Below are 14,226 nucleotides of genomic sequence, written 5' to 3'. Positions count from 1 at the left end.
TGCAAACCGGACGACCGATCTTAGCGCAACGGCGTTGGCAAGGTTACGAAGTAAATCCGGTTTTTATCGACAGTGTTGGTCGCGGGCAGAATCTTGGCCATAAAGCCATTGGCGCCGTTATCGACCACCCCGAAATCGTCGTCGTTGGAAATCGCCAGGATGTTGTTCCCGATCAGCGCGATCCCTTCGGCTTTGTCGTGCGGATACACCGGTGAAAGCCCCGTTAACAGATCAAAAACCAGCGTTTTGGTAACCGGAACAATGCCAGCGCCCTGTAAACCGGCCAGATTTTTCAATTCTTCAACGGTCTTGTCCGTATTGTAGAGTTTACCGCCCGCGCCATTCGCCGGATCGGAAATGTCCGTGGCACCGGCCAGATTGAATTGATAAACCCGTTTAAACGTTGCCGGATTGACCGAATTGCCACCGTAGTTGCCGTCGCGCTCCAGCACCAGGAAGGTCGTATTGGTGATGGCCGCGATTTCGCTGCAACCGGTCAGGCTTGCGTTTTCCATCAGGTAAACGTATTGTTTGGTCGCGCCCGTCGCAATGTCGAAAGTCAGAACCCGCAGAACCAACGAACCCGAAACCGCTCCCGACGACGGATTATAGAGCGGTGACTGCATCAGGCCCACCAGCGTTTTTCCGTCGGGTGTAATCGTGAGTCCTTCCATGCCCCGGTTGGGCCGACGACGCGCCAGCACCAGCGGCAGCTTCCGGCCACCGGTTCCCGTACCGAACGGATTGATGCGTTCGATGGTTTTGCCGGTGGCGTCAAAATGCACAATGTGCGGGCCGTATTCGTCGCTCACCCAAAACGTGCCGTCCGAATCCCGCACCAGCCCTTCCGAATCCAGGCCGTCGGCGCTGGTTCCCAACACCTGACCCGTCAGGTCATAGGCGGTTTCGCCGGTATTGCCTGCGCCCGTGGGATTGGGCAAACCGGTCAACGGGGTGCCGTCTTTCGCTTTAAGCAGAATCGTTTCTTCCAGTTTCAGGGTACTGCCGTCGACCCGGAATTTGCCGATCTGGGGCGTAAAATCAGCTTTTCCGAAAATAATGGGATTGGTACCCGTTGATCCGGCGGCATTCGGTCCCCGGTCGGTCAGCAGGTAAAAAACGTTCGGATCGTTCGGGTCGGCGGCAATGGCCGATCCAAAACCGCCGTTGTAAATGGTCGTCTGGTTCGGCGAAACGGCCAGTATTTTCGGGTTCGAGGCTTCGGAAAACGCCGGATAGGAAACAGATGGCAGCAGGTGGTCGTAGCAGGAAGTGACGAGCAAGCCACTGGCACAAATCCCCAGCAAGGCAACGGAAGAGGATATAGAAAATCGGTTCATAGAGCAGAAACGGGGTTTTGATCTGCAAAACTAAATCGTCATATATTACCTGAATGTAACCGATTTAATAAGGGTGTTAATCAAATATTAAGTTTTTAACTCACACAGAATCAGTCTTCTAACTAATGAGTAAGTTTCGGCTGACCACCCTTTCAATTTCCGATGCCGCAACGGGCCGATGAAGTAAATTCCGCTCTTTTATCGCAACACAAAAGGCCGATTCCACGCTGGAATCGGCCTTTTGTGTTGACTTTATTGCGGTTTTATTTGACGGCAATCAATCGATTGGTGAAACTCGGTTGCTGAGTCGCCAGCGATACGTGATTGACCTTCGTATCGACACCGTTGGTAATTTCTACCTGATAAGCGCCGTCGGGCAGTGCACTGATATCCAGGTGCATCCGGGCGGTTTTCCGACGTTTGCCTACTTCCTGAACGAATACTTCCTTGCCTTCGCTGTTGACCAGCCGGACCTCGACGGTTCCACCGGTTTCTTTATCAATGGCAATCCGCAACTTGCCCTGGGCGTCGGTGTACAGACTACTCTGGTAGGCGGCAACAACCGGTTCGGTTTTTGGGCGGCCGATGGGTTTGGCGGCAGCGAAAGAGGAAGAAACGACAGTCAGCGAAACGGCGACGAGCAGGGATTTGATGAGCGTTTTCATGATATTTGATGTTTAGTGTTTTGGCCTGTTTGAATGATTCAAAGGTCGGCCGGATCGCCGAAAGACACTGTCACAAATGAGTCAATCGCTGTCACTTTTGGGAAATGCGGGCAAATGGCGGAGCGCCGGGAGGGAAGAGATTGACAAATCAGTAATAATCCTGTTTATTGCCAAACGTATGAAAAACGTTTTATATAGCCTGTTGTTACTTCTTGGTGGTAGCACGGCCTTTGCCCAGAGTCCCTTCCGGTTGACGGCCCTGAAAGAAGCCGAAAAACAGATTACCCTGCTAAACAACGCGTCGGGATTGGTTCCGGTTACCGACCTCCGGGATTTGAAAATTGCCAGCGTTCAGTACGCCTTTGGCCAAAAGGCGGTTTTTGACAGCATTGCATCGAAGTACAGCCCGGTTACGGGCTATTCGATCGCCCACAATCCGGCCGATTCCGCGCTGTTGATCTTGCACGATCAGCTGAAGTTGTATAACCTGATTCTCATTACGTTATCGGATCTGTCGACCTTTGATGCGAAGTTGCTGCGTTTTATCAAAGACCAGGAAGCGATCAACCGGGTGCTGGTGGTGCTGACCGGCAGCGGAAAAAACCTGGCTTTGCTGGAATCGCTGCGTTCGCCCATCATCTGGTACCCCGGCAATACGGCCGAAGGCGCATCGGCCGCTGCGCAGCTGATCTTTGGTGGAATGGCGGCCAGCCACCGGCTGGAAACCGCCTACGGCAACGTGTTTAAATCCGGCAGCGGTTTTTCGACCACCAAAATCCGGCTGGGCTATTCCGTGCCGGAAGCGGTCTCGGTGAGCAGCAATCGGCTGACAGGGATCGATTCACTGATGAAAGTGGCGATTGCCGACCACGTTACGCCCGGGGCGGTGGTGCTGCTGGCGAAGGATGGGCAGGTGGTTTTTCACAAAGCCTATGGAAATCATACCTATTCGAAGGAAGAACCAACCCAGCCCGATGACATTTTCGACCTGGCTTCGGTCACCAAAGTTAGCGCCACGACGCCCTCAGTCATGCGGCTGGTTGATCAGAACACCATCGATCTGAAAACGCCCATCAGTACCTACGTGGCCCGCACCCGGACGATTCCGGATAAGGCGACAGTTACCATTCGGGAAGCAATGCTCCACGAAGCCGGTTATACGCCTTATATTAAATTCTACGAAAAACTGAAACCGCTGGACCTGAACTCCGATTCGTCGGCGGCCTTTCCGACCAAAGTGGCCGACGGTTTTTTCCTGCGGGCCAATTATTTCGACGAAGTGATGTGGCCGACCACGCTGAAATCGAAGGGCGACACCCGGGGTAAATTTGTTTACAGCGATGTCAGCATGTACATGATGAAGGAAGTGATCGAAACTGCTACCCATCAAAAGCTGAATGAATATGTGCAGAAGGAATTTTACCGGCCGCTGGGCTTACAGACGATGGGTTTTCTGCCCCGAAACCGGTTTCCCCGCTCGCGCATCGTGCCCACAACCGAAAACGATAACTGGTTCCGCAGCATGCGGGTTCAGGGGTACGTCAACGATCCGGGGGCGGCAATGGCCGGGGGCGTCGAAGGGCATGCCGGTTTGTTTGCCAACGCCAACGACCTGGCCATTCTGTGGCAAATGTATCTGAATAAAGGGTCGTACGGCGGGCAGACGTATTTCAAACCTGCAACGGTCGATCTGTTTACGTCGGAGCAATCCAGGAGTGGAAGAGGCTACGGGTTTGCGCGGGCGACGAATCCGAAACAAGGTCCCAAAGCCTATCCTTCTCCGCTATCCTACGGGCATACCGGCTACACCGGCATTTACGTCTGGGTCGATCCCAAATACAATCTGGTGTACGTTTGTCTGACCAACCGGGTGTATCCCGACGATGGCAAAACGTACGGAAAACCGACGCTGAATATCCGGACGCTGATTCTGGACCGGTTTTACGAAGCCGTTGTGCAGGGGAATTGAGGGTACAAAAACCGGTTATTCAATTTCCGGGAACAAAAAACCGCTCGCCGGGCTGGTTCTGGCAGCGGAGTTGGAATCACTACATGCAGGCCATGAACCGCAGAAACTTTCTTTCCCTGTCCATCGGTGCCGTCGCGGCATCCGGGCTTCCCGCTTTAAGCCGGGCGGATACCGCCATCCCGATTATCGACACCCACATTCATCTGTTTGACACGAATCGTCCGCAGGGAGTGCCGTGGCCATCCAAAACCGACAAGGTCCTTTATCAGCCTGCGCTGCCGGACCGCTACCGCAAACTCGCCCGGCCCCTCGGCGTGGTGGGCGCCATTGTCGTGGAAGCCAGTCCCTGGCTGGAAGACAACCAGTGGGTGCTCGACGTTGCTGCGAAGGACAGAATCATCGTCGGAACCGTGGGCAATCTCGAACCGGGCCAGCCCGACTTCCGGCAGCAGCTCGACCGCTTCCGGCGCAATCCGCTGTTTCGGGGCATTCGCAACGGCAATCTTTGGGATCGGGACCCGTCCCGCCAACTGTCGAATCCCCAATTCATGGCGGATCTTCGTTACCTGGCCCAGGCCGGACTAACGCTGGATACGGCCAACCCGAATCCGGCCTTACTGGCGGCTATGGTGCGGGTGACGGATCAGGTGCCGGATCTGCGGGTTATCATCGATCACCTGCCCCAAATCACAATTCCGGAAGCGGCTGCGGCCCAAAAGGCGTATGAAGCCGACCTGCGGGAGTTGGGCAAACGACCTCAGGTTTACGTGAAGATTTCGCAGGTTCTTCGGCAGGTGGATGGTAAAATTCCGGAGACACTGGATTTCTACCGGGCGCGGCTGGATGAGTTTTTCGGCATTTTTGGCGAAGATCGGGTTTTGTACGGCAGCGACTGGCCCAACAGTGACAAGTGGCGGCCCATTCAGGTCGGATTGGGTCTGGTGAATGACTATTTCAACGCAAAAGGCAAAACCGTGGCCGAAAAATATTTCTGGAAGAACTCGATTGCGGCTTACCACTGGCAAAAACGCGATTCGTCGCAGCCCGGATAACCCCTTTTCTTCGCTGATTTTCAACAACTCGACAGAAAGGTTTGTTTGGTTCATTAAAGTATTACTGAAAGCTTTCGTTTATATCAGTAAATAAATAAATGTTAATACTTTAAAAGTAACCAGCCTTTGCCATCCGTTTTGCCTGATTATCTACTCTCTGCCTGTCGGTTACTATTCGTTCTGTTCACTCTCCTGACCTCGTCCGGCTGGCTGCGGGCTCAGACTTTTCGCTTACCCAAACCCGGGCAGATTACGGACCGGGAGGGACTACCACAAGCCTTTGTTCCTTCGATTCTTCAGGACAAAAGGGGTTTCATTTGGGCCGCTACCCGCGATGGACTCTGCCGCTACGACGGGCACCAGTTTAAAGTGTTTCAGCCGGACCCCGATGGGCGACCCTACCTCTCCTTTGCGGGTCTGAACCAAATCGAGCTGGACCACCACGGCAAAATCTGGATCGTTTCTGAACGGGGCGATATCGACCAATTCGATCCCCGAAGCGAAACATTTGTCAACCTGTCCCGGCAAGCCGCTTTTCGTCAGCTGACAAAAAATAAAGTGCCCTATGCGCTACGAACCGATCGGCAGGATCGGCTTTGGCTGATATCGCTAGGCGATGGCGTCATTTGCTGGGATCTTAAAAAGAACCAGGGCCAGTGGTTTCGCCACCAGCCTGATCAGCCCGGATCACTCCGTACGAATTACGTAACGGATGTGATAGAAGGGGCCGATGGACGCATCTGGCTGGCTACGGCAAAGGGGTTGAATCGATTCGACGAAGTAACGCGCAGCTTTGTTCCCCTGCAACCCCAACCCGGGAATCCTCAATCGCTGCCCGAGGATACGGTGTACCGGCTCCATCGCCGACCAACCGGAGAGATCATGGCCACATCCCGACGGTTTCTGACGTTGGTTCAACCCCGGACGGGCCGGTTACGCTCGTACCGCCTGCCCGCACTGGGAAATCAATTGGAGGGACACAGGATGACAACCGACCGGCAGGGAGCCGTCTATTTCGATCAGTTTAACACCCTGTTTCGATTTACCGACCAGCAAGGTGTTCAGGTCGTTCAGCGCTGGAATCAGTTGAACGACGGCTGCAGCAGTTTGTTCGTTGATCGCACGAATGTGCTATGGATCGGTACCGCCGGTTCCGGCATCCGCACCTACAATCTGCAACCATCCTCTTTCCAGACTCGCCGATACAGCCGCGATTTTTATCAGGATCTGCTCACGATCGACTCGCTGGGTTTGCCCGCCATTTCCCCGATTGTACAGACGGCCCTAAAGGGGTTGAGCAGTTATAATTTTCGATCCACCTTCGACGCGCAGGGCCGGTTCTGGTTTAATGTGGGCACCTCGGACCTCTATCGACTGAATCGTAAAACCCGCCAGGCCGAGCGATTTCCGCTACCTGTTGCCTTTCGCTGGACTGCCCCCGGCTACATTCCCTGCCCGATGACGACCGATCCTCAGGGACGCGTTTGGGCGGTTTATGACTCAACGGCTTATTGGTTCGATGAGCAAAAGCAAAACTGGGTCCTTTTTTCTTATCCGATTCCCAGTCAAATCACAAGCCCGATTACGGAACTGGTGGTCGATGCGCAGTTTCTTTGGCTGGCGAGTCGGTCGGGTGGCCTCTGGCGCGTTGACCGCCGGAACGGCCAACGACAACAGTTCGTCAATCGTCCGGGCGATCGGGCTTCGCTGAGCAGCAATTCGCTGTACAGTATTTCGGCCGATCCCGCCGATCCCAATCACCTCTGGATCGGAACCTTTGGGAGTGGTCTTTGCCTGTTCGATAAACAGACCGGGCGGGTTCGGCGGTTTACCAAAGCCGAGGGGCTGCCTAATAATGTGGTGTATTCGGTGAAACCGGATCGGTTTGGATATTTGTGGATGGGGACCAACAAAGGACTCTGCCGGATGAATCGCCGGACCTTCACAACCCAGACCTTTACGCGGGATGACGGGATCATGGCCGACGAGTTTAACAGCTACCATTACGTCCAGTTTCCCGATGGCCGAATCCTCATGGGTGGACTGGAAGGATTTACAATTTTTTATCCCGAGAAGATCGGGCAGGATACGTTTGCTCCGCCCATCGAACTGACCGAACTGGAAGTCAACAACCAGATCATTCAGCAGGATTTTCCGGGAACCCGCATCATCGATACGATCCCGGCCGGAAACCGCTCCATTCTGGGTGAGGTGCCCATTCAGGCGACCGATCAGCTCTCGCTGGCGCACAACCAGAATTACCTGACCGTTCGGTTCGCGGCCCTGCAATTCAATCAGCCGACCAAAAACCGGTACCGCTACCGTCTGGAAGGGCTGGAAACCGATTGGAAGTTAACTGACCGGCCCGAAGCTATTTATACCAACCTGCCGCCGGGCGATTACGTATTGATGCTGAATGCCTCCAACACGTCAGGTAGCTGGAGCCATCAGGTGCGCAAACTGGCGGTTACGATCCAACCCCCGTTCTGGGCGACCTGGTGGGCCATTGGGCTGTATGTTCTGATCGGTTTGAGCGTGGCCTGGGGCCTGCTGCAGGTTTACCTGAACCGGTTGCGATTGCAACAGGACATTCAGTTGCGGCAGAAGGAAGCCGACCAGCTTCGGTCCGTCGATACGATCAAAACGAATTTCTTTACCAACATTACCCACGAATTCCGGACGCCGTTGACGCTGATTCTGGGGCCAGCCGAGCAGATGGTGCGGGAGAATCCGGACCCCAAAAACCGTCGGCGGCTGCAAACCATCGAGCAAAATGCGCAACAACTTTTAGGGCTGATCAATCAACTGCTGGATTTATCGAAGCTGGAGGCCAGTGTTATGCCAGTCAACGAGTCCCGGGGCAATCTGACCGAGTCGATCCGGCAGTGGTTGCAGCCTTTCAGTGAGCAGGCCGCAACGCTGGGATTGAGCCTGACGTTTGATTCGGAGGTCGAGGGTGAGTACTGGTTCGATGCTGAAAAGCTGGAACGGATTGTTTATAACCTGACATCCAATGCCCTGAAATTTACAAAAACCGGTGCCGTTCGCGTCTCGCTGGAAACCGCTTCCGGTCAAATCAGGCTGGCGGTGGCCGATACGGGCATTGGTATTCCGGCCGAGCACCTGCCGCATATTTTCGACCGGTTTTATCAGGTTTCTGATCGGGCCGCGACACCGGGTACGGGAATCGGCCTGGCGCTGGTGCAGGAGCTGGTGCAGTTGCAGGGCGGGCAGATTTCCGTCGAGAGCCAGCCTACTCAAGGAACAAAGTTTGCGGTTCTGTTGCCGTATCGAAAGGTTGATTTACAGGGTGTTACTACGGAAATAACGACTTCCGGGCACCGGGATATGAACGCCAATGCCTGGGTAGCCGCCGATGATTCCATCGAACCCCGTTTGCTAATCGTGGAAGACAATGACGAGCTGGCGCAGTTTATTGCCGACAGTTTGCCGGAACATTACCGCATTCGGCGGGCTGTCAACGGACGCGACGGGCTGGATCAGGCCCTGATGTATTTGCCCGACCTGATCATTTCGGATGTGATGATGCCCGTCGAGAACGGAACTATCCAGTCTGGCCCCGAAATGGACGGTTTTGCCCTGTGTGGCCAGTTGAAAACCGACCAGCGCACCAACCACATTCCGGTGATTCTGCTGACGGCCAAAGCCTCGGTCGAAAACCGCCTGGCGGGGCTGGCGCTGGGGGCGGATGATTACCTGACCAAGCCCTTTCAGATTTCCGAACTCCAGCTCCGGGTTCGCAACCAGTTGGTTAACAGGCAGCGGCAGCGCGAGTGGGCGCGGGCCAATCTGATCAATCCAAATCCGGCGGCTTCTCCGGCGGCTACCGAGCCCACCGATCCTTTCCTGACTCGTCTGTATGACTTGCTGGAAGAGCATCTGGGCGATTCCCAGTTTGGCACGGAACAGATGATGGCGGAACTGGGCATGAGCCGAACCAATCTGTTTCGGAAAGTAAAAGCGCTGACCGATCTGTCGGCGAACGATCTGCTGCGGAATTACCGGCTCAAACGGGCGGCCCAATTGCTGCGGGCCGGGCAGGGTGTCAACCAGGCCGCCTACCAGGTGGGTTTCACCAGCCCGTCCTACTTCAGTAAATGCTTCCGGGAGCTTTACCACCTCACCCCCCGCGAATTTGCCGCTCAATCCTGATTCGTCCTTCCTTTTCGGCTGATTTTTGGGCTGTTCGGCGGATTTGGAACATTCGTTATGGTTTTTGGAACAAGCCTTATCGCCGGTCTGTGTTTCTTCCCCTAGGTTTGTACTCAAGCCTTTTCCATAACCTTTCATGATCTTTTTTTCCTGCGGTTTCTGCTTGCCGGAACCCAAACCTACCCACTCTTTTATACCGATACCATGAAAAAAGTTTTGCGCATCCTGGCCATCGTCGCTGGCGTCATTGTACTCCTGGTCGCTGGTGGCATTAGTTACATCAAATTCGCGCTCCCCAATGTCGGCCCGGCACCTGACCTGGTTGTTCAGGCCGACACCGCCCAGGTTGCCCGGGGAGAATACCTGGCCAACCACGTAGCGGTTTGTATCGATTGCCATTCCGAGCGGAACTGGAAAATCTCCAGCGGCCCGGTGGTGGTCGGCACGGAAGGCAAGGGCGGAGAAGCGTTTACCCGCGAAATGGGATTTCCGGGCCTCTACTTCGCCCGGAACATCACGCCCGCGCACCTGAGCAGTTGGACCGACGGCGAAGTTTACCGCGCCATCACCGCCGGGGTTTCCAAAGACGGACGCGCCCTGTTTCCGGTTATGCCGTACGGCAATTTCGGGCAGGCCGATCCGGAAGATATTAAAGCCATTATTGCCTACGTGCGATCGCTCAAGCCGATTGAGAACAACTCGATTCCGGAACCGGAGTCGGACTTTCCGATGAACCTGATTATCAATACAATTCCGACTAAATCCGAAGGCAGCAAGCGGCCCGATCCCGCTGACTCGCTCGCGTATGGCAAGTACCTGGTGACGCTGGCCAGCTGTGGCGACTGCCACACGCCCGTGGATGACAAGGGCCAGAAATTGCCGGGCATGGACTTCGCAGGGGGACGGTCGTTTCCGATGCCGACCGGAACGGTACGGGCTGCGAATCTGACCCCGGATGCCGAATCCGGTATCGGTACCTGGACGAAACCGGCTTTTATTGCCCGGTTCAAAGCAGCCGCTCAGCCGGATTTCAAGCATCCGCTGACCCTCGAACACGCAGAATTCAACACCATCATGCCCTGGATTATGTATTCCGGGATGAGTGAGCAGGATCTGGGAGCGATTTATTCGTACCTGAAAACCGTCAGTCCGGTGAAGAATGCGGTGATTAAATTCTCTCCCAAAGGAAAAGAAGTAGCGATCCGCTAAGCGATCGAAAGCCCGCAGCGGGCTGAAAAACGTGACCCTAAAGGTTGTAAAACAATAAGGTTTCTTGGTTCACTAATCACCCCGGTCCGGACTTCCGGACCGGGGTATTTTTTGCTTTTATAACAACGTCTGAAAGCAGCCTCCTTCAACTGGCGGGAACGGGAAAAACCGTATGACTGAACCGCTCAGAACAGAATTATTTTTTTGCGGGCATTTTGAAGATCGCTTCGTCGACGGCCGGATTGACTTCAATTTTGGTAACTTTTACAAGCATTGCCCCACCACCCGGTATCGCGGCACTTTTGATTGATAGGGTAAATGGAAAGGCTAATCCATCAATTTTCTGGTAATCAGAAGTGGTAATTTCCTGTTTAAATTCCTGCCCCGACACTTTCTGCGCCGATGTGATTTTAACGGGTAAATACGTTTTCGTGTCCAGGTTATAAATTTCAGTCCGGCCATTTTTTTTGGTGACGGTCAATTTATAAGTTTCTGCTGAACCAATCGTTTCTTTGCCCGCCAGCTCTACCGTGTTGCCTTTTTCCTTGCTTTGAAACAGCGACCCGGTCAGGTCCATTTGGTCGGCAACCATATCGATGGCCTCTTTGGGTAGTTCGGTGGGGTCTTTCTGACCCATTAACGGATTAATGGCCCATCCCTGGCCGTCCAGCACCGACTGCACGACTGACATTCCCTGAAAAACTACTTCCTGTTTGAACGCTTTATTGTTAATAACGGTCGTATTCTGGGAAGCCTCGATGCCTGCCATTTGAAAAGCGGCACTCATTTTCAGCGTTTTTAAATTAGCCAGTTTATCCGCACCACCCATCGCCTGAATGTATTTTCCGACTACCTCGTCCGACGTTTGTGCGGCTACCATTCCGCTTACACTGAACCAGAGCGTTACGATAATTAGTGATTTTCTCAGCATTTGAATAGTTATTTAGGTATTTATCTTCAAATATAAAGTAAAAGAATGACCTGTGTAACTACTAAGTGATGTTACCGGCAAGGTCCGCGTTCAGCGCCGATCGATTAATTCCGTAAAAAGCGGATTCTTCCGGAAATCCTTTTTTACAAAATCCAGCAGCTTATCTTTTTTCAATTCCTCTTTCGACAAACCGGTTTGTAACGCTTTTTTGAAACTTGTCAAAGCCATCGCTTCGTTGTTGGCGGCCAGATTAGCGCAGCCTAAAACATACAGTAACCGGGCTGAATTTGAATCCGGATGAATTTCTTTCAGCACTTCCTCCGACTGCCCGGTTCGCACCTTCGCGTAGAGCATTCGGGCCTGGTCGTCGACATTTTCTTTTAGATTTACCACCTGATTGAGTTCAGCAATGACGCCGGGATAGTTTTCCAGGTAAAAAAAACAACGACTGCGGCCGATGCGGGCCTGGCGGGTTACGGTCGCGATCCGGCTGCGATCCAGGCAAAAACCGTACTGGACCAGGGCTTCCCTGTATCGAAAGCGTTCCTCCAGCACCTGCCCCAGCGCCAGGTAATGAGTCGCCACGGTGGGTTCCAGAGCGACGGCTTTTTCGTAATCTTCCTGTGCGCGCTCCGGGCGACCCAGGGCTTCGTAACTACGGCCGCGCTCCGTGTAGGCAGGCGCCCAGTTTTTGTCGGCATCCAGCGCTGCGGACAAATCCGGCAAGGCGGTTTTATAAAGACCCAGTTCGTTGGCGCAACGGCCAGCCAGCCAGTAGGTTTCGGCCAGAAAGGCTTTTGGGTAGCGTTGTTCGATCTCCCGGCGGGCGGCTTTGAGCGTACCCAAAACCAGACCGGCTTGCTCAAACTGACGCATTTCGAGCCGACAACGGGCTTCGTTCTGCATCGCCGGATAATTGCCCGGATCAATCGTGTAGGCTTGTTTGAAATCGGCGCTCGCCATCGCAAAATCCTTCAGCCGCGCCCAGGCGGTCGCCCGCTGAAACCAGGCTTTGGCGTCTTTGCCCGCATACTGAATGGCCTTCGTGAACGACTGAACAGCCAGTGAATCTTCCGAGCGGTTTAAGTGAATAGTCCCTTTGGCCGACCACGCAGCCGCATAAACCGGTTTCAGCTGCAAGGCAACGCCAAACAGTTTCAGGGCTTCGGTCGGCACTTTTGCCTGAAGACCGGTCTGGTAATAAACGTTGGCGATGGAGTCGATCCGGGCCATCAATTGAGCGGATAAACCCAGTTCGGTCGCGCGGCTAAAATCCTGCCCGGCCGGCTCAAATTGCCTGAGACCGGTTTGCGCGTAGCCCCGGTAAAAAAACAGATCCGGCTGGGTTCGGCTCCGCAGAATCGCAGCGTTAAAATCGGCCAAAGCCCGCTCAAATGCGTTGCTGCGGAGGTGGAAAAGCCCCCGGTCGCGGAAGTAGCGGTAATTTTGATTGTCCAGACTGACGGCCAGATCGTAGTCGGCGAGGGCTTCGGCCGGGCGGTTGGTCTGAATGCGGTAAGCGGCCCGGCGGGCTGCGATTTCGGCGCTGGTTTTGTCGATGGACAGATAGGTGGTCAGATCGGCGATGGCCCGGGGGTAATTTTGTTGCCGGGCATACAGGGCCGCGCGGGCTTCGAGCGCTTCCAGATTCTGAAAGTCCAGTCGCAGGGATTCCGTGTAATCCGCCAGCGCATCGCTGAGGTTGTTCAGCATAAAATACGAACGCCCGCGTCCCAGATACCAGTCCGAGCTATTATCCTGATCACCGGACCGGCGGTTCAGTTTCCGCTCGGCGCTGATGATTCGGCTGTAGTCTTTGATTAGCTCCTGGTGTTTGCCCAACGCGAATTTTTCGTTGTATTCCGCTTTCAGCCGGGCTTTTTCCAGCAATCCCCGAATGGTCGATTCGAGCGCAGCGGAGTCGGGTTTCAGTTCCAGCAGCTTCTGGTAAACCTGGGCCGCTTCCTCATACCGCCGTTTTCGCCGGGCTAACTCAGCCCGTCGTTTCAATTCGGCATCGGAATGCCGGGTTTGTTCTTCCAGCGCTTTCTGTACTTTGTAAATCCGGATGCGCGGAGTCAGGTCTTCATACGGTTTGGTGCGATCGGCTTCCTGAAAAACTTCCAGCGCCCGCACCAGGTTCCCGGTTTCAAAAGCCGCTTTGCCTTCGTTTAACAACTGATTGTAAGCCGTTATGGCGGCCTGTTCCTGAACCTGCGCCGGATCGGTTTTTGGGATTGACGCCTGTACGGAATCAGGGGCTAATGGTCTACTGGCATCAATGCGCAGGGCGACATCATTCTGTGTAAAGTGCACGGAATCCGCCGGGGTGAAAAACGCCAGTCGCGTGATGAGCAACGACCACTTTTTACCGACCAGATCGGCCCGAACTTCGGCTATCCGGCGAACGGGCACGTACGGCGTCGCAATCTGTTTGTGTTTTTCTTTGAATAACGAGGTATAAAACACCTTGACATACAGTGAATTGCCCTTTTTAAGGTTGGATACTTTAAAATTCGAGAACTGAATGGAGCTACCCGCCGACTTCCGATATAGGAAATCAAAATTGGCCAGGTACTTTTCAACGCTCAAATCCAGCACGCTGGCTGCCGATGTACGTTCCGGATTGACATCATCTTCTACAATCACGTCGCCGTTGTAAAAAAGCTGATTCGGCCCCTGCGTAAAACTTTCGCTAATCAGGGTATTGCGCTCAAATTCGTTTAAATCCTCCTGACTCAGCACGTTGAGCAGGTCGTAAAGACCACGTTCAACTTTCCGCCGGGCCAGCAATCGGACTTCCTCGTTGTCGCGGGTAGTCAGATCCTGGGCTCCAGCGGATAGGGAGAGGAGGCAAAAGCCAATAAACCACTTCCAGTTGTTCATG

The 14,226-nt window shown here is 54.1% G+C and carries 8 protein-coding genes; 4 read left to right on the top strand and 4 right to left on the bottom strand.

Annotated features, from left to right (window positions below; genetic code table 11):
• Window positions 1-20: 20 nt before the first annotated feature.
• On the bottom strand, window positions 21-1,340 hold the full coding sequence (locus tag GJJ30_RS03455; protein WP_154173163.1) for an esterase-like activity of phytase family protein: 1,320 nt from the start codon (window positions 1,338-1,340) through the stop codon (window positions 21-23).
• A gap of 263 nt (window positions 1,341-1,603) precedes the next feature.
• Window positions 1,604-2,005: a T9SS type A sorting domain-containing protein gene (locus GJJ30_RS03450; RefSeq protein ID WP_154173161.1), complete on the bottom strand. Its 402-nt coding sequence runs from the start codon at window positions 2,003-2,005 to the stop codon at window positions 1,604-1,606.
• Window positions 2,006-2,183: 178 nt separating this feature from the next.
• Here GJJ30_RS03450 and GJJ30_RS03445 point away from each other — a divergent pair, with 178 nt between their 5' ends.
• The 4 genes from GJJ30_RS03445 to GJJ30_RS03430 all read left to right on the top strand — a co-directional run bounded on the left by GJJ30_RS03445 (window position 2,184) and on the right by GJJ30_RS03430 (window position 10,408).
• The gene (locus tag GJJ30_RS03445) at window positions 2,184-3,974 is read left to right on the top strand and encodes a serine hydrolase domain-containing protein (RefSeq protein WP_154173159.1); all 1,791 of its coding nucleotides are present in this window, start codon (window positions 2,184-2,186) and stop codon (window positions 3,972-3,974) included.
• Window positions 3,975-4,066: 92 nt separating this feature from the next.
• Window positions 4,067-5,026: an amidohydrolase family protein gene (locus tag GJJ30_RS03440; protein ID WP_154173157.1), complete on the top strand. Its 960-nt coding sequence runs from the start codon at window positions 4,067-4,069 to the stop codon at window positions 5,024-5,026.
• Window positions 5,027-5,164: 138 nt separating this feature from the next.
• Window positions 5,165-9,199, top strand: coding sequence for an ATP-binding protein (locus GJJ30_RS03435; protein ID WP_154173155.1), 4,035 nt, complete (start codon window positions 5,165-5,167; stop codon window positions 9,197-9,199).
• A 204-nt stretch (window positions 9,200-9,403) separates the two neighbouring features.
• A complete protein-coding gene (locus GJJ30_RS03430; RefSeq protein ID WP_154173153.1) occupies window positions 9,404-10,408 on the top strand; it encodes a cytochrome c family protein in 1,005 nt (334 codons plus the stop codon).
• Between the two features lie 196 nt (window positions 10,409-10,604).
• On the opposite strand, the gene GJJ30_RS03425 is transcribed toward GJJ30_RS03430, so the two are convergent.
• Window positions 10,605-11,339, bottom strand: coding sequence for an outer membrane lipoprotein-sorting protein (locus GJJ30_RS03425; protein ID WP_154173151.1), 735 nt, complete (start codon window positions 11,337-11,339; stop codon window positions 10,605-10,607).
• A 90-nt stretch (window positions 11,340-11,429) separates the two neighbouring features.
• Window positions 11,430-14,225 (bottom strand): tetratricopeptide repeat protein, encoded by a 2,796-nt coding sequence (locus GJJ30_RS03420; protein WP_154173149.1) that lies wholly within the window; start codon window positions 14,223-14,225, stop codon window positions 11,430-11,432.
• Window position 14,226 lies beyond the last annotated feature (1 nt).

It is taken from the genome of Larkinella terrae (assembly GCF_009668025.1).
GTDB lineage: Bacteria > Bacteroidota > Bacteroidia > Cytophagales > Spirosomataceae > Larkinella > Larkinella terrae.
Note: the sequence above shows the minus strand (reverse complement) of the source record. Positions and strands in the feature narration are given on the sequence as shown.